The organism is Aquirufa sp. ROCK-SH2 (assembly GCF_054558315.1).
In genome coordinates this window covers 413,227-434,159 of record NZ_JBPXKB010000001.1, presented here as the reverse complement: position 1 = coordinate 434,159, position 20,933 = coordinate 413,227, and the positions used below count along the sequence as shown (strand labels likewise).

Sequence of the window (20,933 nt, the reverse complement as noted above, 5' to 3'; positions counted from 1 at the left end):
ACAATATGGCAGAATTAGATATTCCCTAATTCATTGGCACTATCCTTGTTAGAATAATGCAAAATTTAAAAAAATAATCATGGGAAAAATTATTGGAATCGACTTAGGAACCACCAACTCTTGTGTGGCCGTAATGGAAGGAAATGAGGCAGTTGTAATTGCTAACTCAGAAGGTAGAAGAACAACTCCCTCTATTGTTGCATTTTTAGAGAATGGAGAGCGTAAAGTGGGTGATCCAGCGAAAAGACAAGCGATAACAAATCCACAAAATACTATCTCATCTGTAAAAAGATTCATGGGTAAAAAATACTCAGAGGTAAGTTCAGAATTAAAAACAATCTCATATAATATTGAGCAAGGAAATAACGACACTCCACGTGTTCGCATTGGAGATCGATTATTTACTCCTCAAGAAATTTCTGCTCAGATTCTAACTAAAATGAAGCAAACTGCGGAAGATTATTTAGGACAAACAGTTACTGAAGCAGTTATTACAGTTCCTGCCTATTTTAATGATGCAGAACGTCAGGCAACGAAAGAAGCTGGACAAATTGCAGGATTAGAAGTAAAACGTATCATCAACGAACCTACTGCTGCCGCTTTGGCTTATGGCGTAGACAAAGGTGGTAAGGATATGAAAATTGCTGTTTTCGATTTAGGTGGTGGTACTTTCGACGTATCGATCCTAGAATTAGGAGATGGTGTTTTTGAAGTTAAATCAACCGATGGTGATACACACTTAGGAGGAGACGACTTTGATCAAGTAATCATTGACTGGTTAGCGCAAGAATTCATCAATGACGAAAACATTGATTTACGTAAAGATCCAATGGCTTTACAACGTTTGAAAGAAGCCGCAGAAAAGGCTAAAATCGAATTAAGTTCAGGAGCATCTACTGAAATCAACTTGCCATACATCATGCCAGTTGACGGTATTCCAAAACACTTAGTTAGATCATTGACTCGCGCTAAATTTGAACAAATTGCAGATAGTTTAATTCAACGTACTTTAGAGCCTTGCAAAAGAGCGATGAAGAACGCAGGTTATACCAACTCTGACATTGATGAAGTAATCTTGGTAGGAGGATCTACACGTATCCCTCGTATCCAAGAAGAAGTAGAAAAATTCTTTGGTAAGAAACCTTCTAAAGGAGTTAATCCAGATGAGGTAGTTGCTATCGGTGCAGCGATCCAAGGTGGAGTGTTAACTGGAGAAGTGAAAGATGTCTTGTTGTTGGATGTTACTCCACTTTCTTTAGGTATTGAAACAATGGGTGGTGTATTTACTAAATTAATTGAGTCAAATACAACAATCCCAACTAGAAAATCTGAGGTATTCTCTACAGCAGCTGACAATCAACCATCCGTTGAATTGAATGTCTTGCAAGGAGAAAGACCAATGGCAAAAGATAACCGTTCATTAGGACGTTTCCACTTAGATGGTTTACCTCCTGCACAACGTGGTGTACCTCAAATTGAAGTCACCTTTGACATTGATGCCAATGGTATTTTGAATGTTTCAGCGAAAGACAAAGGAACAGGTAAAGAGCAAAAAATTCGTATTGAAGCATCAAGTGGATTAACAGATGCTGAAATTGAAAAGATGCGTAATGAAGCTAAAGCGAATGAAGCTTCTGATAAAGTAGAAAAAGAGAAAGTAGAAAAAATTAACCAAGCTGATGCTTTGATATTCCAATCTGACAAGCAATTGAAAGAATATGGCGAGAAATTATCAGAAGGAAATAAATCTGCAATTGAGTCTGCTTTGACAGAATTAAAAGCGGCTCATGCTTCTCAAGATATCGCTTCTATTGATGCTGGATTAGAAAAATTAAATGCTGCTTGGACAGCTGCTTCACAAGAAATGTATGCGGCGACTGAAAATCAAGGAGGAGATGCGAATCCAACTCAAGAAAACAATGCTGACTCCAATGGAGGAGCGGAAGATGTCGCTTTTGAGGAAGTAAAATAATTCAAGATTCAATAATATTTAAAAGGTGAATGAATGCAAATTTCATTCACCTTTTTTATTGCACGATAGCATCCCACAAAGCTATACGGATTTTCAAGGATTCTATGGCCGACTCTTTGGCCAATTGCCATTTACGTTCATCTGAACCACATAAAGATTCCATCATTTGATATGCCAATTGACTATGATGATCTCCATCTACCTCAATGTGACGATCTAAATAATACACCAAGGTGTCGATTTTTTCAGGCGACTCCTTTTTTAAGCTATCCACAATATGTTGAAACATTCCTGGGATTAAATCTTCTCTACCAAAAGTAAAGATAGAAGCAATTTCAAGTGTCGACTTATGCTGAATACTTTGAAAAGTAAAAGTTAAAAAATCAGAAATTCCTTTATCTAAAGAACAAGATTGAACACATTCAATTACTTCGTTGACAGTATTACAAAGCAATAATTGGTTTAATTCATCAAAAGGAGTTACCCCAAGTTCCTTCATAGCTTTTAAATACAATTCAAAATGACTTGTAATATTTCCGAATTGATCCACATCCGATTCTTCACCTAGCACAATTTCATTAATTAAAAACCTAGTATCAGGAGTACCGACAGGTTTCCAAGGTAAATCAATGCAGGTTAAATCTTTTTGTAGTTTCTTGACCAATGACATAAAATCCCAAACAGCAAAAACATGGAACTGCATAAAACGCTCCAAATGATGCTTGGATTGAATATATTGATTGATAGGATGTTGATATAATTGATGTTGAAAAGGTTGAATCGCTAATTTTAATTCGTTAATTTGTTTCATTATTCAGATGTGTGAATGGGGCTTTTTCTATTTTTTAAAGGTTGTGCTGATCGCTCGTTAACTTTTGCAAGAATTTCGGCCAAAATGGAAATGGAAATTTCATCAGGTCCTTCTGCACCCAAGTCTAAACCAATAGGCGAAGAAATGCTTTCTGCATTAATACTAACACCTTTATCATTCAATTGTTTCAAAATTTTATCCATCCTTATTTTAGGACCCAAAATTCCCCAATAGGCAAATGGCGATTTATCAGCCAACTTCTCCATCATTTCTACATCTCTATCCAAATCATGCGTCATGAATACCACATAATCAGAAGATAAAATGTTTAAATCGTCCGCCCAATCAAATACCTTTTCACAATGCTTTTTGTAGTTAGACTTCATTTTATGGACATTTCCTACCCAAAATATTTTCCAGCCTAATTGCTGGCAATTCAAAATCAGACTTACCGAATCAAATTGATTCCCTACAATCCAAATTCGAGGTTGAGGTGAAATAGATTCTGTCAATTGATATATTTCATCTTCAATGATCAACTGGGTCTTTAACTGAGTATTTTTATCTGAATTTAATTCAACGATAGTCGATTGATCGCTTTGCGTAAAATTCCAAGTCGATTGCAACCAAGTTGCTTTCGGTGCATCTAAAGCTTTTTTAAGGCTGCGACAAAATTCAATAATTTGATCTTTAAAAGGATTAATCAAGATGACAATTTTACCATTACATCCTAATCCGATGCCTAATTCAAAGGGATCTTCTTCTCGAGTATCATAGGTAACAATTTTGTAAGCTTGAGAATCCATAGCCAATTGAGCTTTCTTCAGCATATCGCCTTCAAGGCAACCTCCGCTGATGCTTCCTAGCCAAGTACCATCTTCCAGTACCAACATTCGAGCACCTACGCGTCTGTAAGCAGAACCCTCAACCTCAATAACAGTTGCTAAGGCTATATTTTGCGAATGCTCTATGTTATTTTCAATATGTTGAACAATTTGAACCCATTCTTTCATAATTCTTACAATTTATTCATTTGTTCAATCAAGTATTCCATAGCAAAATCTATTTCCTCTTCTGTAGTAAACATTCCAAAAGAAAATCGAATACTTGATAAAGCTACTTCATTTGTTCGACCTAAGGCTTTCAATACGTGCGAAGGTAATTGCGATTTGACATTACAAGCAGAACCATTCGATAAGGCTAATTTAGAAGTCATTCGAAACAACTCTTCCCAGTCTACCCCCAACACTGAAAAATTAATGATCTGCGGCAAGGAATTTTGAGCGGAGGAATTGATCAAAATTCTATCTCCAAGGGTAGTTTGAAGCTTTTGAATCATTTTTTTATTCCAAAGTTCAAATTGTTTGTTTTGAGCAATCATTTCTGGAAATAAACGAAAAGCCGCTTCCAAGGCTACAATTAAATGCGTTGCTAATGTCCCAGCTCGTAATCCTCGTTCTTGATTTCCCCCAAAAACGATGGGATTCAATTTTATTCGGTTGTTGGAAATGATTAATCCACCAATTCCTTTGGGGGCATATAGTTTATGTCCTGAAAAAGACATCAAATCAGGCAAAGAATGAGTATCTAATTCCAATTTTCCTAAACCTTGGGTCATATCGCTATGAAAAGCGATTTGATGATTCTTGGCTATTTGTACGACTTTGGATAAATCTAAAATACTCCCAATTTCATTATTGACCCACATTAAGGAAATCAATTGGGTATTGGGTCGAATCGCATTTTGAACATCTTGAGGTATAATTTCACCATTTTGATTGGGTGCCAAATAGGTCACTTCCCAGCCTTTTTTCTCCAACTGTTTAAAAACATCTAAAACAGCTTTATGTTCTATTTGAGAAGTAATTAAATGTCCATGAGGCAAATGAGATAGGAAGCCTTGAATGGCCAAATTATTTGACTCGGTAGCACCGGATGTAAAAATAAGGGAGGAGGGAGGAAGATTGAAATAGGAGCTAAGCGATTTTCTAGCGGTTTCAACGGCCTCTGCCGACTTCCAACCATAAATATGATGACTTGAACCTGAATTACCGAAATTATCCTTTAAATAAGGCAACAAAGTATCCAGCACATTCGGATGAACGGGAGTAGTTGCGGCATAATCAAAATATAGAGGAAAATTCAAAGCCTTCAAAAATTGTGTAGGCAAAGATAGGGGATAAAAAAAAAGTCCCGAAATTAATTCGGGACTTTCAGAGATATTAACTCAATTTTTTCAAAACTGCTTTGAAAGCTTCTGGATGATTCATTGCAAGATCTGCTAAAACTTTACGATTTAACGTCATACCTGACTTGTTGAATTTACCCATAAAAGCTGAGTAAGATAAACCTTCTTGGCGGACTGCAGCATTGATACGCTGAATCCACAATCCACGAAAATCTCTTTTCTTAACTTTACGATCACGGTAAGCATATTGCAAACCCTTCTCTACTTTGTTTTTGGCAACGGTCCAAACATTTTTCCCGCGACCATAAAAGCCTTTGGCTAATTTTAAGATTTTTTTTCTTCTAGCTCTTGAAGCTACATGGTTGACACTACGTGGCATACGATTTTTGTTTTTTGAAATGAGGCGTTTCTTTCGAAAACTTTTTTTGCCCTATTTCTGGTTGAACAATAACTTAACTGATAATTAAAGACCTAATAATAAATTTACGCGGTCCATATCAGAAGGTGAAACTAAAGTAGCGTGAACTAAATTACGCTTTTGTTTAGTTGTTTTTTTAGTTAGGATATGGCTATGAAAAGCGTGCTTACGCTTGATCTTGCCTGTTCCTGTTACTTTGAAACGTTTTTTCGCTCCAGAGTTTGTTTTAATTTTTGGCATTATAGTAAAAATTAAATGTAAAATTGGAACGCAAAAGTACATAAAATACCTTGAATTCCATATTAGTTAAATAAAAAAATACGAAATTATTTCTTCAATGCTTTTGGAGAGAAGATGATACTCATTCTCTTACCTTCTAATTTAGGCATATCATCGGGCTTACCTACATCTTCAAGGCCTTTGGCGAAATTCAATAACAACATTTCACCTCTTTCTTTGAAAACAATGGTTCTACCCACGAAGTGAACATAAGCTTTCACTTTTGCACCTTCTTTCAAGAAATTCACAGCATGTTTTAATTTAAAATTAAAATCATGTTCATCCGTATTCGGACCGAAACGAATTTCTTTGATAACCGTCTTAGTAGCATTCGCCTTAATCTCCTTTTGCTTTTTCTTTTGATCATACTTGAATTTAGCATAATCAATTACCTTACAAACAGGAGGAGTGGCATTGGGTGAGATTTCTACTAAATCTAAACCTTGAGCTTCAGCAATTGCAATGGCCTTTGAAAATTCAAAAACACCTTGCTCAACATTTTCTCCAACTAATCTTACTTCAGCAACCCCACGAATTAATTGATTAATGCGATAAGGTTCTTCTTCTCTTTTATTTCCTCTGTAATTGTTATTCGGGCGTAAAGCCATAGAAAAAATTTAGTTTATGTTAATTATTAATTCGAAAGCTAAATCAATTTTAACGGATTTGCAAACTTATGACTAACAACAAGTTGATAATCTTTATTTATTATAGGTTTCGTAGGTTAATTGTTGTATTTCTTCTTGAGCCACAGCAATAAACGCATCAATTGACATCGAGCCTAAATCACCCTGTCCTTTTTTACGAATACTTACTAAACCTTCAGCTTGTTCTTTTTCACCCACAATAATCATGAATGGAACTTTATTAACTTCCGCATCACGAATTTTACGACCAATTTTTTCATCTCTGTGATCTACATAACCTCTCAAATCTTTTTCTTGAAGTCTCAAATAGATCTCATTGGCATAATCCTCATACTTTTCTGAAATTGGTAACACTGCTAACTGATCTGGTGATAACCATAAAGGGAAATTACCAGCAGTATTTTCAATCAAAATAGCCACAAAACGCTCTAATGAACCAAAAGGAGCACGGTGAATCATCACTGGGCGATGCTTTTGATTATCTGATCCCGTATATTCTAAATCGAATCGCTGTGGTAATTGATAATCCACTTGAATGGTACCTAATTGCCATTTTCTACCCAAAGCATCACGCACCATAAAATCCAATTTAGGACCATAAAATGCTGCTTCACCGTATTCAATCACAGTAGGCAAACCTTTTTCATTAGCTGATTTGATAATAGAAGCTTCTGCCTTATCCCAATCCTCGTCGCGTCCAATGTATTTTTCATGATTATCTCTATCTCTCAATGAGATTTGAGCCGAATATTCATTGAAACCCAAGGCTTTGAAAACATATAAAACCAAATCTATCACCTTCATAAACTCACTCTCTACCTGGTCTGGGCGACAAAAAATATGCGCATCATCTTGCGTAAATCCTCTTACACGAGTCAAACCATGTAATTCACCTGATTGCTCATAACGGTAAACAGTACCAAATTCAGCTAATCTAAGCGGCAAATCCTTGTAACTTCGAGGTTTTGTTTTATAAATTTCACAATGGTGTGGACAATTCATTGGTTTCAGGAAAAATTCCTCACCTTCATCCGGGGTATGAATCGGTTGGAATGAATCTTTACCATATTTAGCATAGTGACCAGAAGTCACATATAATTCCTTACTAGCAATATGTGGAGTTACAACTGGCGAATATCCAGCGCGTACTTGCGCACGACGTAAAAAGTTCTCCAAACGTTCTCTTAACAAAGTACCCTTCGGCAACCATAAAGGCAATCCTAATCCTACTTTTTCAGAAAATGCAAAAAGCTCTAATTCTTTCCCTAATTTTCGATGATCTCTTCTTTTAGCTTCTTCCAATAAGAACAAATATTCTTCTAATTCTTTGGCTTTAGGGAAAGTAATGGCATAAATACGTGTCATTTGCTTTCTCTTTTCATCACCTCTCCAATAAGCGCCAGCGACACTTAATAACTTAACAGATTTTATAAATCCTGTTTGCGGAATATGTGGTCCTCTACATAAATCCGTAAAATTACCTTGTGTATAAAAGGTAATGGACCCATCTTCTAAACCTTCTAATAATTCCAATTTGTATTCATCGCCTTTTTCTTGAAAATAAGCGATTGCATCTGTTTTAGATACTGATTTACGCAAATATTCATTCTTTTGACGAGCTAATTCAATCATTTTGTCTTCGATCAATTTGAATTGATCTGAACCAAATTCTTTTCCTCCTAAATCGATATCATAATAAAAACCATGCTCGATGGAAGGACCTATACCAAACTTCGTACCTGGAAATAATTCTTCAATAGCTTCTGCCATTAAGTGAGCAGAGGAGTGCCAAAATGTCTTTTTCCCATCTTCATCATTCCATGTAAGCAATTGCAAATCAGCATCTTGATCGATAGGAGTAGAGGCATCTACGACACGATCATTTAATTTGGCAGCTAATACATTTCTTGCCAATCCTTCTGAAATTTGCAAGGCAATTTCCATTGGACTAATACCTTTTTGATAATTACGGATTTGACCGTCGGGAAAAGTGATTTTGATCATTACTTAAAAATTTGTGCAAAGGTACAAAATATTGAGGCAAAGTAAAGTTTCCTTACCTAATTTTGATTGGTAGTATTAGCTAAAGAATCCGTATTTGAGGAAAGTGGTTCCATTTGGTGCTTGGTATATCTTGAAAATATCTTTATTAAATTCGTTTCGCTCGGATAATTCTGCTTCAAGGAATCTAACACTTGTAAACCTCTTAATTTGTCCCCTTTGTAAATCAAACAAACAGATTTATACACCAAGGCTTTGGGATAAGCTAACGTATTGGGGAGAACTTTGGAAAAGTAGTCCATTGCTTTGGTATAATTTCTTAATCGAAAGTAAAATTCACCTATTTCTAAAGCCAAAAAAGAATTTTTAGGCAGCAATTTTTCAACTTGTGTATAAACTTTTTCTGATCGATCAATTTGGTTAATTGAAAACAAAAAACGAGCCCAAAAACGCATCAAATGTGGATCAGAAGGGTATTTACGTAACACTTGAAGCAGTTTAAATTGATAATTTACATCAAATTTATTTGGTCGGTAATTTTGAAAATAGAATCTAGTGACAAAAATGGGTGCTTCAATGAAGGAGGCTGATTGATTTAATTCGTCAATGATTCGCAAGGAATCTCCACTCATTAATCGATGAAAGAAAAGATCTTTTGATTGATTAATGTTTCCTACATTCATTTTAGACAAATAAAATTTGGCTTTTTTCACTTCATTTTTCGCCAAATAAATTTGAATAAAAAGTTGATTAATCGCCTCTGCATCAAAATCAGAATTACTCACTAATTTTAATTCTTGCAAAGCGGCATCATACATTTCCAAGTGATACTTTATAGACGCGGATAAAAACAAATAATCCACATCATCCGAACCGCCTTTCATGGCTTTTTCAATATCTTCAGATGCCTTTACATATTCATGCAAGTCAAAATAAGCTTTTGAACGCAAATAATATAATTGTGGACTTTCATCTTCCTCAATGAGAGCGCTCAGATATTTAAGTGATTTAACTGGATTAATCGGATTTTTTAAAACAGAACTAGGAGGTATTATATCACCTTTTTTTTCCGGCTGATTTTCACAGGAGAAAAAAATAATTGTAATAAGAAGGAGATAAAAAATATTTTTCACTAAAATCCTATTTCTAAAACCAAAGGATAAACTTCGACATTCCTAGTTTGAGGTTTGTACAAAGCTCTTACACCTAATTCAACTACCTGCGAAAATCGCATAAAACTAATTTGTGATAACAAATCTACTCCAAATGAATGATAATTTGCATTCGAACTAAAAACTTTCGAAGTACTTACACCTTGTCCGAAATCATAGAAAAGATTCCCTTTAAACCGTTTAAAATAAAGCCATTTACCAAGATCAATTGAGCGATTAAGAATAGGGAATTTGTAATCCACTGAAAACGAATGGTATTCTTGAAAATTTTGGTATAAATCACCTCTCGGAATAACGATAGGGCTAGCAAAAAAATAATTTCCACTCAACTGATGCTGATAGGCATATCTAAAAGAAATACCATCATGCTTGGTAAATCCAGGCAGAAAAACTTTGGTTTGAATAGACCATAATTCAGATTTGATGGATTGCGCCTTTGGCATGGATTGCCAATAAAAATTCAACATAAATCCCTTTCTCGATTGTACATCTAAAGCAGATTTACTCAACAATTTGTAATAAGAAAGTTGATTTATCGTAGAAAAATAATTCCCATCAAAAGCTTCTGTATTGTATCTAAGTGGTAATTGATAGCCTTGTACTTGTAAAATAGAATAATTATTAACCAAAGTTAAATTCTCTTGATAGGCGGAATGCGTCAAATTAAAAGGCAATCGAATTCCAAAATCAATTTTCATTTGTTGCCAAGAATCCGTTCGAATACTATCCAAAGGAGTATATTTATCGATGTAAAGACTGGTTTTCCGAGGACCATTTTGCCATGAAAAGTCAAAAACTGGAAACCATTTTTGAAAAGAAAATTTTGCGAATTGATTCCAAGCTCTTTCGTTGGCATTGTATGATAATCCTGCACCAATTTGCAACGTATTCAATATATTTCTTGAAGCAATGGAAAGATCCAATTGATTCGTATTTTGGGAAGAAGCAAAAGGCCCCCAACTATGGATATTCAAAAACTGGTGATATTTTTTGGATGGAAATTTCTGAAAAGGAGCGGATGTTTCTGTATGAGACAAGTCGACATCACCAGCAACATTCAATAAGCTAAGACTATCAACAACTACCTTCTTTTCAATTATTTGTGTTCCTTTGGCCGTATAATTGGAATATAATAATCGGTGGCCAATTTCATGAATAGCTGGATGATAGGCACCCCAATTGGTTTGTGTAATACGATAGATCCTATTGTTTGTAATATCCCAGCATGCAATTTGATCAACTCCGTTTTGAGGAACACTAAAATAGACCTTTTCATCACTTAAAAATGGATGTGAAGCATTGTTGGAGCCTAAATCAAATTGATGAATGATTTTATTTTGGACAAAATCCCAAACGATTATTATCTTTTTACCATTCGATTTTTGAATAAAAACCAAACGATTGGAATCAGAAATTCGGGGATGAACAAGATCCTCACTAAGCCCCAAAGGGAATGAATTAATGATTTCTTGGGTGTTAAAATCAAAAACAATTAATTCTGAAGTGCCATTTTCATTTTGTTGTAAAATCGATAAATATTTAGAATCAGACGAAATACTTGGACTCATCCATTTTAATCCAATGTCCCAAAATCTTTTCGTTTTATTTTTCAAATCAAAAATTACAATTTTTGAGCTTTGTTTTTGAGCCCATCTGGGATGATATTTAATTGCGGAAAAAACAACAAAATCTTTGTTGGCAGACAACATTTCATCGTCGACCTTCGGAGCCAGCTTCATTAATTCTACTTCTTTTTTCCCTGCAATTTTCACTAAAGTTGGAATGGCTCCCAATCCAGACTTAATAGCTACAAATGTTTCATAACCAATCCATTGCGGATAATCGTATCGGGTATATCCCGATTGAATAGATGGGCTTACAACCATTCTGATTTCTTGATTAATTGGCTGATTCTTTTGTATCGAATCTTTTATGTTTGAAAATAAATCATAACTATATCGATCGATTGATTTTCCAGTCAAAGCCTTAACAGAATTAGAAAAAGCAAATGGAGTCATCTTGTCGAACGTTTTAGCCCACAAAAAATCCATCGAGTTTAATCCAAAATTCTTGATGAAAGATTGACTTAATATTTGTCCAAAAACATAATGATTAGGAACGAGTTCCGAAAAAGATCTAGCGTTTAATTTCGCATACGAAGGAACAGGGTACTCGCTTAAATAAGCCAACATGGGCAAATAAAATTGAGGTATTTTACTCCTTCCTGTAGGGTTTAATCTAGTTTCGGTTTCAACCGCATCTCCTTCAAAAAGCCAATTGGGCAAATACAAGGTGGAAGCACCCGCTGTAAAAGAATTACCAAACAGCAAAAAGGCCAATTTCCCTAAACCTTTTCTTGTTCGTTCAAATTGATAAACATGTCTCAGTTCATGAGAAGTAAGCAATTCATTCCACTGATTGATAGAAATCAAAGATTGTGTTTGTGGTTTGGTCATTATAAACTCCACGCGTGGCGCAATCAGTGTTACAAAACCATTTGAAATTACTCCTTGATTTTGTAAAATAATCGACCAATCATGGGCTTTAACGTTAAAACCATCTGAAATTTTGGTGTAATTATTCTGAATATAATTGGCCGTGATTTGAGCCAAAGAATCATTATTGGCAGAATAAACAATTTTAAATGGTGTCTTGGCTACAGGAATTTGACGCCATTTTAATTGACTGGGATTTTGATCTAAAATAGGAAAATAAGATTGTGCTAAGATGACATTACTTAGCAACAAGCAAAAAATGAAAATGGTAAAATTCCTTAAAACCATTTCAAAATAAAATCTAATATCCAACGAACCTTTAATGTATATGGCGGATATAACATTTTCAATAAATTGGTTTTTTGAACCAAAACGGACTTTTGATTGGAAAATTCGATAAAACCAAAATGTCCGCCTGATTTCCCAATTCCTGAATGATTAACACCTCCAAAGGGTAAATAAGGATGACCAAATTGAATCAAACAATCATTTACCACACTTGTTCCTGAAGAAGTGTTTTGTAAGATGTAGTCAGAAAACTCTTTATTTTGAGAAAAAACATACAAAGCTAGAGGCTTTTCTTGCCCTTCTAAATAGTCGATAATTTCTTCTTCTTGCTTGAAGGATATCACAGGCAAAACTGGCCCAAATATCTCTTCCTGCATGATTTGCATATCAAAAGTACAATTTGTAATTACGGTTGGTGCAATAAAACAATCCGCTTCATTCATTTCTCCTCCAAACAGCACTTTTGCGCCCTTTGAAATGGCATCTTCCAATAAATGAGAAATACGATCAAAATGTTTTCGATTTACAATTCTTGCAAAATCCGGTGAATTCTGAATTCCTGCACCTTTAGGATTGTAAAAATCATCTACTGCAACTTCCAATTTTTCCAAAAATGAGAAATAGACTTTCTCATGAAGAAACAAATAATCGGGTGCAATACAAGTTTGCCCATTATTTAAAAACTTCCCCCAAGCAATTTTTTTCGGAGTTGCTTCCAATGAAACATCTTTATCTATGATTGCTGGCGATTTACCACCTAATTCAAGCGTCACAGAGGTTAAATACTTGGAAGCTGCTTTCATCACCAGCTTTCCGATGGCTGGACTACCTGTAAAAAATATATGATCAAATTTTTGATCCAATAAAAAGCTAGCAACACCAGCATCGCCTTCAAAAACTGCAACTTCACTTTTATCATACAAAGTGGAAATCATTTTTTTGATAAAAGAAGAGGTATTGGGACTAAGTTCGGAAGGTTTTAAAATAATGGCATTTCCAGCAGCAATCGCATGAATCAAAGGACAAATGGCCAAATTCAAAGGATAATTCCAAGGAGAAATGATTAAACACAATCCTTTTGATTCATACTGAATATGTGCATTTGTACCCAATAAAATGAGTGGAGTAGAAACCGATTGTGGCTTAATCCAAGATTTTAAATGAGAAATTGTATGAGCAATTTCTCTCTTTATCCCCATTATCTCGGCCAAAATAACCTCAGAAGCTGGTTTTTTAAAATCAGCAAACATGGCTTTGCAAATTTCATCTTGATGCCCCAAAATGTATTCTTGAAGTAATGTAAGTTTTTTTATCCGCTCAGAAGCCTCAGATTTCCTCAATCGAATCAATGATTTATTCTGAAGATTAATTGTATCCTTAATTTGATCCTCTAACTGAATGGATATTTGTTCCATGATGAATTAATTAAATAAGTCTTGTAATTTACTTTCTAATGTATCAAAATAACGGTTATTTCCAGTAGGTTTTCTCAAAGAATCTCCTGCCACATACCAAAAGCCATCCCCTGGAAAAACTGCCAAAGATTGGGTATTTCTAAAATCTTCTTTCGCTTTTTCTATCTGAAAATCAGCAATATAAATCAAATTCATCAAATCTTGAATTTTATCCCAATCCGTTAAATAGTGTTCTTGTTCGGTCGCAGAATCGCGATAATGCAAATTTAAATTCGCAAAAGACAATATTCCTTCAATCCTCGTCCATTCTCCGGAAATTTTCTTAAACTGAAATCCAATGTACAAGGGTAATTCCTTTTCAGCTTGTTCAAAAATTGCTTGCATTAATTCTTGAACGAGATTTTCTTCCATTTCTAAAAACCTAGGTACAGCCGTGTTGGTATGTTCCAATTCCAATGTAATAAAAGGTTCAGAATCCTTTGGGTTGCATGAACCAGATTTATACTTGGAAAAACTTAACCATAATCGATCTTTCCAACTTTGACTCAACGTACCTTTCCATTCCCACTTATCCTCTGGCATTAAACCTTCCTCCAACAATTCCTCCTTCGAAAAATCTTCTCGATCTAAATATTGAATAGATAAATTTACCATGGGTTGATTCGTTCCAAAGTCGGAAAATGAAAAAACAGCCTCTAAATGATAAGGGGCAGGGACATCGTTTGGACTCTCGTAAAACAATTGAAACGACTCAGGGAATTGACTAATTGACATTATTTTGTTGATTAAAATACAAATTTACAGTTTTAATTCGATCAATTTTACCATTGTCATTTATTTCAAATGAAGACAAATAGAAACAATCTTTCGGTACTTCCTTGGAATCGAGTGTCTGTTTCAAAAATCCTTTTAATTCCTCAAAATGTGGTACTGCGGCCTTGTTATTAACAAACAAAATTGCTTTTTGTCCATAAAATTCATCTTTGACGCCAAATAAAAACAAATCAAGTGTAAGATTGATTGATTCAAAAAATGCTTGACAAACAATTTCAACCTTGAAGGGATTAATTTTAAATCCTCCAGAATTGATGATAAAATCGTTTCTACCCAACAATTTAAACGAATGAGGAGAAATAATTTCCACTAAATCATTGGTATCTAACCATTCATTATTTGTCAAAAAGGACTTGATTTTCAGACAACATTTATCATTTATTTCAATCTCTGTAGAAGGGAAAACCTGATAAATTTGTTCCAAATCAGAATCTTTAATCGAACGGTAGCCAATATGAGAAACTGTTTCAGTCATCGCATAGGTATGAAAAACAGGAAAGTTCAATAATCTCGTTTTTTTCTCTAATTGAACATCCAAACTTGCTCCACCTAACAAAATACCCTTTGCTTGCCCAAAAACAACTTCTAATGAATCCAAATTATTCATCATTTGAGCCCATTGGGTGGGTACAAAGGAAGCTAAATCGATTTTTTGACCTGATTTAATTAATTCTTCCAAAGGATTTTTTGAAGGTTCAATCAACACCAGTTTTAAGTTCAAAACCAATGCTCTTACAAGCACCATCGCACCTGCGATATAATGTATGGGTAAACATAAAAGTGCAAAATCATTTTCTTTCAAATTCAACCAATTAGCGGTTAAATTGGCAGAAAAAATCATTTTCTCTCTACTTATTACTATTTGTTTTGGAGTGCCAGTGGATCCTGAGGTGTAGAAGACAAAATCTTGTTGACCCGACTTCCATGCACGACAAAAATCGAAAACTTCTTTTTGAAATTCATTTTCGGCTTCAGGAAAATTGACAGAACAAGGAGAAAATACTAGCATAATTCATTAATTCATTCCAAAATTAACCAAACATTCTCTAATTTCGTGAGTTAATAGAGGAATCATCCAACTATCATTATTTGTTATGCCTGAAGATCCATTTTTAAATCCAATCAATCCGGAAAAAGTTGCAGAAAATCCAGGGCTATTACCATATGCGCATACAGCAGGCTCAGCTGTCATAAAGCCTGAGGATATGGGTAAAACAAAAGGACGGGCCGTAATGGCGATGCGTCAGCAAACTGACCGCCAAATGAACCAATTGTATGAACAAATGGAAACTTTGGCAAAGCAAGCTAAACTTTTGTCTGAAAGGAAAGAAATTTCGGAAAGAATATATGATGCAGCAATGGGTTTTGAACCTATCATCAACGAAACATATTATATTTATGAAAAAGAAGATGGTACAGACTTATTATCTTTAGTAGCACCTGAAGAATGGGGCCGATCATTTAAATATAGTCGTTATTTAGCCAAAGTAATTTTATTAGCAGACCATACTTGGGATGTCATTTATCACGAAGAAAATTAATAATCAAAAATATGAGTTCACAATTTCCTTGGAAAACCATCAAAGAATATCAAGAAATTCTATTTCAACAATACAATGGAATAGCTAAAATTTCGATCAACAGACCGCATAAACACAATGCATTTACTCCTTTAACAGTGCAAGAAATGTCTGAGGCAATGGAAATGGCCAGACAAGATACTAGCATTGGGGTAATTATTTTGACAGGAGAGGGTGGTAAAGCATTTTGTTCAGGAGGTGATCAAAGTGTGAGAGGTGATGGTGGTTATGTTGGTAAAGATATGGTTCCAAGATTGAATGTTTTGGATTTCCAAAAGCAAATTCGTTCCATTCCTAAGCCTGTAGTTGCAATGGTAGCAGGTTGGGCGATAGGTGGTGGACATGTTTTACACGTTATTTGCGACTTATCTATTGCAGCAGAAAATGCAAAATTCGGTCAAACAGGTCCAAATGTAGGTTCCTTTGATGGTGGTTTTGGTGCATCTTATTTAGCTCGTGTAGTAGGACAAAAAAAAGCAAGAGAAATTTGGTTATTGTGTGACCAATACAACGCGCAGGATGCCTTAGATATGGGATTAGTCAATAAGGTAGTTCCTTTAGAAGAATTGGAAGCGACCACAGTTGCTTGGTGTGAAAAAATTCTAGAAAAAAGTCCCATTGCATTGCGAATGTTGAAGTCAGCCTTTAATGCAGAGTTAGATGGACAAGCAGGAATTCAAGAATTAGCCGGAAATGCGACATTATTGTATTATTTATCAGAAGAAGCCAAAGAAGGTAAAAATGCATTTCTGGAAAAAAGAAAACCCGATTTTTCAAAATTCCCTAAATTTCCTTGATCATGAATTATTGGTTAGTAAAATCGGAACCTTTCAAATATTCTTGGGATGATTTCGTTAAAGAAGGTAAATCGGTTTGGGATGGTGTAAGAAACTATCAGGCTAGAAACAACATGAAAGCCATGAAAAAAGGCGATTGGGTGTTTTTCTACCATTCCAATGAAGGAATGGAGGTCGTTGGATTGGCTGAAGTAAGTAAAGAATTTTATCAAGATCCAACCACTGAGGATGATAGATGGGTAGTTGTGGAATTAATTCCGTTGAAAAAATTTAATACCACTGTGACACTTAAACAGATGAAAGCAGATGTTAGATTAAGCAATTTAGCCTTAATTAAACAATCAAGATTATCTGTTACGCCTGTTAACAAACCGGAATTTGATATTATTTTAAGTTTAACCGAATAATTGAACAAACATGAAATCAATCCGCCTTTTCATCATTATTATATTTATTGGATTAAGCAATAGCATTTTTGCTCAAATAGCCTCTAGATTAGAAATTCCATCAGACAATTTAGAATCTTTCACTATTCCTTGTGGTAATAAAGGTGTATTAATTTTATCTCAATTAAGTAAACAAGAATTCAATATTCGTGCATTCAATACCAATTTAGAACAAAAATGGTCCAAAAATGGAACGATTGAGAATAGTTTAGATTTTGTTACGCATAGTTTTGATGGGGAGCAGGTTAGTTTATTATTTAGTCGATTTAAAAGTAATTCTTATCTCGTTTTTAAAATAAATGTCTTAACGGGTAAAATGGAAAAATTCCAAATCTATTCAGTAGGAAGAATGGAAATTTCCAATTTTAAAGTATTAAATCAATCGATTTTTATAGGAGGTATTGTAGATGGTCAACCTTTGATTTTATTTACTAATTTAAGAGCAAAACAAACGAGAATATTGCCTTCAGTGGTTAAAGGGCAAGCAGAGATACAATCCATGGATTTGGATACGACTCAACAGCAAGTAAATGTCACTTATACCGTCGGAAACAAAGCAAAAAATTATCAATTGATCATAAAATCCTTTGATGAAGATGGCAATAACATGGGGCAAATTGTCATGAATCCAAGTGATGAATTTGCGATGATGAATGCCAAATTGAATCAAATCAATGATTCTTTGCAAATCATTGTAGGTACATATGGGCACAAAAACACGATTGGCTCTTCGAAAGGACCAAGCTCACAAGGAATGTATTTTAATTCATTTTTGGATGGTGAAGTAATAGATTCAAAATTTTACAGTTTCACGAAATTCTCTAATTTCTTTAATTTTCTTTCCAAAAAGCAAAAGGAGCGACAAGAAAAAAGAATTAAAGATAAAGAAGAGAAAGGAGAGGATTTGCGCTTGGATTATCGACTTTTGATGCACGAAATCATTAAAAATGGTGACAATTATTTAGTTGTAGCAGAAGCTTTTTATCCAGATTATAAATTCAGTAATTATTATCCGCTCTATGGTGGAGGAATGGGAGCATTTAGTCCTTATTCAAGTGGATTTTATTCTCCTTGGAGTTATATGTACAATCCATATAGATGGGGATATGGTTATTACGGATTGTATTCACCTTTTTCGAATTACTACAGTCCATGGGGATACAGAGGCTACAATTACTATGGAAATCAACAGCAATTTGATGGCTGGATTTATACACATGCCGTTGTGGCAGAATTTGATAAAAATGGAAATTTGCTTTGGGATCACTGCATTGACCTAAATGACATCAAAGAAGGTAAGTTGGTTCAAAAAATTAAAACGTCGGTCAATAAAGACCAAATTATTCTATCTTATTCAAAGAATAACCAAATTATTTCCAAAACAATCACTGAAAAAGGGGAAATTGAAAACGAACATATTCAGGACATTGAAACGGAAAATGAAGGCGATAAGATTAAAAAAAGCAGTAAAAACGAATTGTATTTTTGGTATGATAATTACTTCTTAGCGAGTGGTTATCAAAACATTAGCAATGAACAAGAAGGAAGAAGATCCGTATATTATTTAAATAAAATTCAGTTAAAACCATAATTTGGAAAAGCAACAATCAATCAATATCGAAAGTCCTCAATGTTGGAATAATCATTATCAATTAATTGATACTGGAGGATTTGAAAAATTAGAAAAATTTGGCGATTTAGTCGTTAGAAGACCTGAACCGCAAGCTGTTTGGTCAAAAGCTTTAAGTGAAGAAGAATGGGTCAAACGCTTAGATGCCTATTTCAGAAAAGAAAAGGGAAGTTCTGAAAAAGGTATTTGGGAAGTAAAATCAAACGTACCCGAAAAATGGTTTATGCCATATCAGTCTGAAAAGCTCAATTTATTGTTTAAAATTTCTTTGTCTTCATTTAAGCACGTAGGGATATTTCCTGAACAAGCTGCCAATTGGGAATTTTTAGCACAAAAAATTCCTTTATTCAAAAATCCAAAACCGAAATTTTTAAACCTTTTTGCCTATACAGGAGGAGCAAGTTTAGCCTGCCGACAAATGGGAGCGGATGTTACCCATGTGGATTCCATTAAACCTGTTTTATCTTGGGCTAGAGAAAATATGGAAGTTTCGAAATTGGATGGCATACGCTGGATGGCAGAAGATGCACTCAAATTTGTCAAAAGAGAAGCTAGGAGAGGCAATTTCTACCAAGGCATCCTTTTAGACCCACCCGCATACGGTAGAGGACCAGATGGAGAAAAATGGATTTTAGAGGAGCAAATAGATGATTTACTGAAATCAGTCAAAGAAATTTTAGACCCTCAGGAACATTTAATCCTTTCGAATTTATATTCCATGGGATTCTCAACATTAGTAATCGAAAACTTAATGAATAGTATTTTCGATGTACCTAAAGATGCTGAATCTGGAGAATTATTTTTAGAGGATTTAAATGGTCGTAAATTACCGTTAGGGGTATTTCATCGGTATTTTAAAAATTGAGGTAAGAGGTAAAAGGTAAGAGGTAAAAGGTAAGAGGTAAAAGGTAAAAGGTAAAAGGTAAGAGTAAAGACCCGATGGCTGAGCGGAGTCGAAGCCAGAGGGTGTAAGAAGTAAAAGATAAAAAGTAAGAGAAATTCTACAATCTTAATTTTCACTTTTAGAGACCTACTTTTACCTTTTACCTTTTACCTTTTACCTCACTAATAAATCTTTCCTTTCGCAGAAAGCAATGTGTTTTTCATCAATGAAACAATCGTCATGGGACCAACTCCTTTAGGTACGGGAGTAATATATGCACATTTATCAATCACATCGTTAAAATCTACATCTCCTTTTAATGCAAATCCTGATTTTTTAGATGGATCTTCCACTCGCGTTAAACCCACATCAATGATTACCGCACCTTCTTTAATGTGTGAGGCTTTGATAAATTCAGGTTTGCCTAAAGCGGCTATGATGATATCTGCTTGCTGACAAATTTCTTCCAGATTTTTTGTTTTAGAGTGTGTTAAAGTAACGGTACAATTTCCTACTGGATGATTTCTTTGCATCAAGATAGACATAGGTAAACCAACAATTTGACTTCTACCTACAACGACGCAATGTTTTCCAGAGGTTTCTATTTGATAATATGCCAACAAATCTAAAACTCCTTGTGGTGTGGCAGAAATAAAAGCAGGTAAACCTTTAGCCATTCTACCGATATTAATTGGATGAAAACCATCCACATCTTTAGATGGGTGAATAGTTTCCATTACTTTATCCGGATTGATGTGATCAGGTAAAGGAAGTTGAACAATTAAACCATCCATTTCAGCATTATTGTTTACTTCAATTACTGCCTGAAGTAATTCAGCTTCCGTAATAGAAGGTGGAAAACGCAAAAGGGTAGAAGCAAATCCCAACTCTTCACAAGATTTCACTTTATTAGCTACATAAGTTTCGGATGCACCATTGTTTCCCACTAATATGGCAACTAAATGAGGAGCTCTTTTTCCTTCTGCTAATAATTCTTTTACTTCTTCTGCAATGGCTGTTTTCATTGTTTCAGCAACCATTTTACCATCAATAATTTGACCCATTATACTATATTAA

The 20,933-nt window shown here is 34.6% G+C and carries 19 protein-coding genes; 6 read left to right on the top strand and 13 right to left on the bottom strand.

The window, feature by feature from the left end; translation table 11 throughout:
* Window positions 1-79 precede the first annotated feature (79 nt).
* Complete coding sequence (gene dnaK / locus V7S79_RS01865) at window positions 80-1,972, top strand: molecular chaperone DnaK (RefSeq protein WP_459488853.1); 1,893 nt, start codon at window positions 80-82, stop codon at window positions 1,970-1,972.
* A gap of 55 nt (window positions 1,973-2,027) precedes the next feature.
* Here dnaK and V7S79_RS01860 read toward each other — a convergent pair whose 3' ends face one another.
* The 12 genes from V7S79_RS01860 to V7S79_RS01805 all read right to left on the bottom strand — a co-directional run bounded on the left by V7S79_RS01860 (window position 2,028) and on the right by V7S79_RS01805 (window position 15,529).
* Window positions 2,028-2,783 (bottom strand): DUF3050 domain-containing protein, encoded by a 756-nt coding sequence (locus V7S79_RS01860; RefSeq protein ID WP_459488852.1) that lies wholly within the window; start codon window positions 2,781-2,783, stop codon window positions 2,028-2,030.
* Window positions 2,783-3,796 (bottom strand): XdhC family protein, encoded by a 1,014-nt coding sequence (locus V7S79_RS01855; RefSeq protein WP_459488851.1) that lies wholly within the window; start codon window positions 3,794-3,796, stop codon window positions 2,783-2,785. Before V7S79_RS01855 ends, V7S79_RS01860 begins: the two co-directional genes overlap by 1 nt.
* A 5-nt stretch (window positions 3,797-3,801) precedes the next feature.
* Complete coding sequence (locus V7S79_RS01850; RefSeq protein WP_459488850.1) at window positions 3,802-4,929, bottom strand: cysteine desulfurase family protein; 1,128 nt, start codon at window positions 4,927-4,929, stop codon at window positions 3,802-3,804.
* Window positions 4,930-5,005: 76 nt separating this feature from the next.
* Window positions 5,006-5,350, bottom strand: a complete 345-nt coding sequence (gene rplT, locus V7S79_RS01845; protein ID WP_459488849.1) for a 50S ribosomal protein L20 — start codon at window positions 5,348-5,350, stop codon at window positions 5,006-5,008.
* An 84-nt stretch (window positions 5,351-5,434) separates the two neighbouring features.
* Window positions 5,435-5,629, bottom strand: coding sequence for a 50S ribosomal protein L35 (rpmI, locus tag V7S79_RS01840; protein WP_459488848.1), 195 nt, complete (start codon window positions 5,627-5,629; stop codon window positions 5,435-5,437).
* Window positions 5,630-5,715: 86 nt separating this feature from the next.
* Window positions 5,716-6,276: a translation initiation factor IF-3 gene (infC, locus tag V7S79_RS01835; RefSeq protein ID WP_459488847.1), complete on the bottom strand. Its 561-nt coding sequence runs from the start codon at window positions 6,274-6,276 to the stop codon at window positions 5,716-5,718.
* Window positions 6,277-6,369: 93 nt separating this feature from the next.
* Window positions 6,370-8,319, bottom strand: a complete 1,950-nt coding sequence (gene thrS / locus V7S79_RS01830) for a threonine--tRNA ligase (RefSeq protein ID WP_459488846.1) — start codon at window positions 8,317-8,319, stop codon at window positions 6,370-6,372.
* 56 nt (window positions 8,320-8,375) lie between these two features.
* Window positions 8,376-9,449, bottom strand: coding sequence for a tetratricopeptide repeat protein (locus tag V7S79_RS01825; RefSeq protein WP_459488845.1), 1,074 nt, complete (start codon window positions 9,447-9,449; stop codon window positions 8,376-8,378).
* Entirely contained in the window at window positions 9,449-12,271 is a 2,823-nt protein-coding gene (locus V7S79_RS01820; RefSeq protein ID WP_459488844.1) for a TolB-like translocation protein, read from the bottom strand. The genes V7S79_RS01825 and V7S79_RS01820 overlap by 1 nt, the downstream gene beginning before the upstream one ends.
* The gene (locus V7S79_RS01815) at window positions 12,262-13,686 is read right to left on the bottom strand and encodes an aldehyde dehydrogenase family protein (protein WP_459488843.1); all 1,425 of its coding nucleotides are present in this window, start codon (window positions 13,684-13,686) and stop codon (window positions 12,262-12,264) included. The genes V7S79_RS01820 and V7S79_RS01815 overlap by 10 nt, the downstream gene beginning before the upstream one ends.
* Window positions 13,687-13,692: 6 nt before the next feature.
* On the bottom strand, window positions 13,693-14,460 hold the full coding sequence (locus tag V7S79_RS01810; RefSeq protein ID WP_459488842.1) for a hypothetical protein: 768 nt from the start codon (window positions 14,458-14,460) through the stop codon (window positions 13,693-13,695).
* Window positions 14,450-15,529, bottom strand: a complete 1,080-nt coding sequence (locus V7S79_RS01805; RefSeq protein WP_459488841.1) for an AMP-binding protein — start codon at window positions 15,527-15,529, stop codon at window positions 14,450-14,452. The genes V7S79_RS01810 and V7S79_RS01805 overlap by 11 nt, the downstream gene beginning before the upstream one ends.
* Window positions 15,530-15,614: 85 nt before the next feature.
* Between V7S79_RS01805 and V7S79_RS01800 the strand changes: the two genes are divergently transcribed.
* The 5 genes from V7S79_RS01800 to V7S79_RS01780 are packed head-to-tail and all read left to right on the top strand — an operon-like array spanning window position 15,615 to window position 19,838.
* Entirely contained in the window at window positions 15,615-16,061 is a 447-nt protein-coding gene (locus tag V7S79_RS01800) for a DUF2452 domain-containing protein (RefSeq protein ID WP_459488840.1), read from the top strand.
* 11 nt (window positions 16,062-16,072) lie between these two features.
* The gene (gene menB, locus V7S79_RS01795) at window positions 16,073-16,897 is read left to right on the top strand and encodes a 1,4-dihydroxy-2-naphthoyl-CoA synthase (RefSeq protein WP_459488839.1); all 825 of its coding nucleotides are present in this window, start codon (window positions 16,073-16,075) and stop codon (window positions 16,895-16,897) included.
* 2 nt (window positions 16,898-16,899) lie between these two features.
* Window positions 16,900-17,304 (top strand): EVE domain-containing protein, encoded by a 405-nt coding sequence (locus V7S79_RS01790; protein WP_459488838.1) that lies wholly within the window; start codon window positions 16,900-16,902, stop codon window positions 17,302-17,304.
* Window positions 17,305-17,314: 10 nt separating this feature from the next.
* Window positions 17,315-18,934, top strand: a complete 1,620-nt coding sequence (locus V7S79_RS01785) for a hypothetical protein (protein ID WP_459488837.1) — start codon at window positions 17,315-17,317, stop codon at window positions 18,932-18,934.
* A 1-nt stretch (window position 18,935) separates the two neighbouring features.
* The gene (locus V7S79_RS01780) at window positions 18,936-19,838 is read left to right on the top strand and encodes a class I SAM-dependent methyltransferase (protein WP_459488836.1); all 903 of its coding nucleotides are present in this window, start codon (window positions 18,936-18,938) and stop codon (window positions 19,836-19,838) included.
* Between the two features lie 200 nt (window positions 19,839-20,038).
* Here V7S79_RS01780 and V7S79_RS01775 read toward each other — a convergent pair whose 3' ends face one another.
* A complete protein-coding gene (locus tag V7S79_RS01775) occupies window positions 20,039-20,920 on the bottom strand; it encodes a bifunctional 5,10-methylenetetrahydrofolate dehydrogenase/5,10-methenyltetrahydrofolate cyclohydrolase (protein WP_459488835.1) in 882 nt (293 codons plus the stop codon).
* Between the last annotated feature and the right edge of the window lie 13 nt (window positions 20,921-20,933).

Coding starts and splice junctions, on each gene's coding strand:
- dnaK (WP_459488853.1), top strand. CDS start 80: ATGGGAAAAATTATTGGAATCGACTTAGGAACCACCAACTCTTGTGTG.
- V7S79_RS01860 (WP_459488852.1), bottom strand. CDS start 2,783: ATGAAACAAATTAACGAATTAAAATTAGCGATTCAACCTTTTCAACAT.
- V7S79_RS01855 (WP_459488851.1), bottom strand. CDS start 3,796: ATGAAAGAATGGGTTCAAATTGTTCAACATATTGAAAATAACATAGAG.
- rplT (WP_459488849.1), bottom strand. CDS start 5,350: ATGCCACGTAGTGTCAACCATGTAGCTTCAAGAGCTAGAAGAAAAAAA.
- rpmI (WP_459488848.1), bottom strand. CDS start 5,629: ATGCCAAAAATTAAAACAAACTCTGGAGCGAAAAAACGTTTCAAAGTA.
- infC (WP_459488847.1), bottom strand. CDS start 6,276: ATGGCTTTACGCCCGAATAACAATTACAGAGGAAATAAAAGAGAAGAA.
- thrS (WP_459488846.1), bottom strand. CDS start 8,319: ATGATCAAAATCACTTTTCCCGACGGTCAAATCCGTAATTATCAAAAA.
- V7S79_RS01820 (WP_459488844.1), bottom strand. CDS start 12,271: ATGGTTTTAAGGAATTTTACCATTTTCATTTTTTGCTTGTTGCTAAGT.
- V7S79_RS01815 (WP_459488843.1), bottom strand. CDS start 13,686: ATGGAACAAATATCCATTCAGTTAGAGGATCAAATTAAGGATACAATT.
- V7S79_RS01810 (WP_459488842.1), bottom strand. CDS start 14,460: ATGTCAATTAGTCAATTCCCTGAGTCGTTTCAATTGTTTTACGAGAGT.
- V7S79_RS01805 (WP_459488841.1), bottom strand. CDS start 15,529: ATGCTAGTATTTTCTCCTTGTTCTGTCAATTTTCCTGAAGCCGAAAAT.
- V7S79_RS01800 (WP_459488840.1), top strand. CDS start 15,615: ATGCCTGAAGATCCATTTTTAAATCCAATCAATCCGGAAAAAGTTGCA.
- menB (WP_459488839.1), top strand. CDS start 16,073: ATGAGTTCACAATTTCCTTGGAAAACCATCAAAGAATATCAAGAAATT.
- V7S79_RS01790 (WP_459488838.1), top strand. CDS start 16,900: ATGAATTATTGGTTAGTAAAATCGGAACCTTTCAAATATTCTTGGGAT.
- V7S79_RS01785 (WP_459488837.1), top strand. CDS start 17,315: ATGAAATCAATCCGCCTTTTCATCATTATTATATTTATTGGATTAAGC.
- V7S79_RS01775 (WP_459488835.1), bottom strand. CDS start 20,920: ATGGGTCAAATTATTGATGGTAAAATGGTTGCTGAAACAATGAAAACA.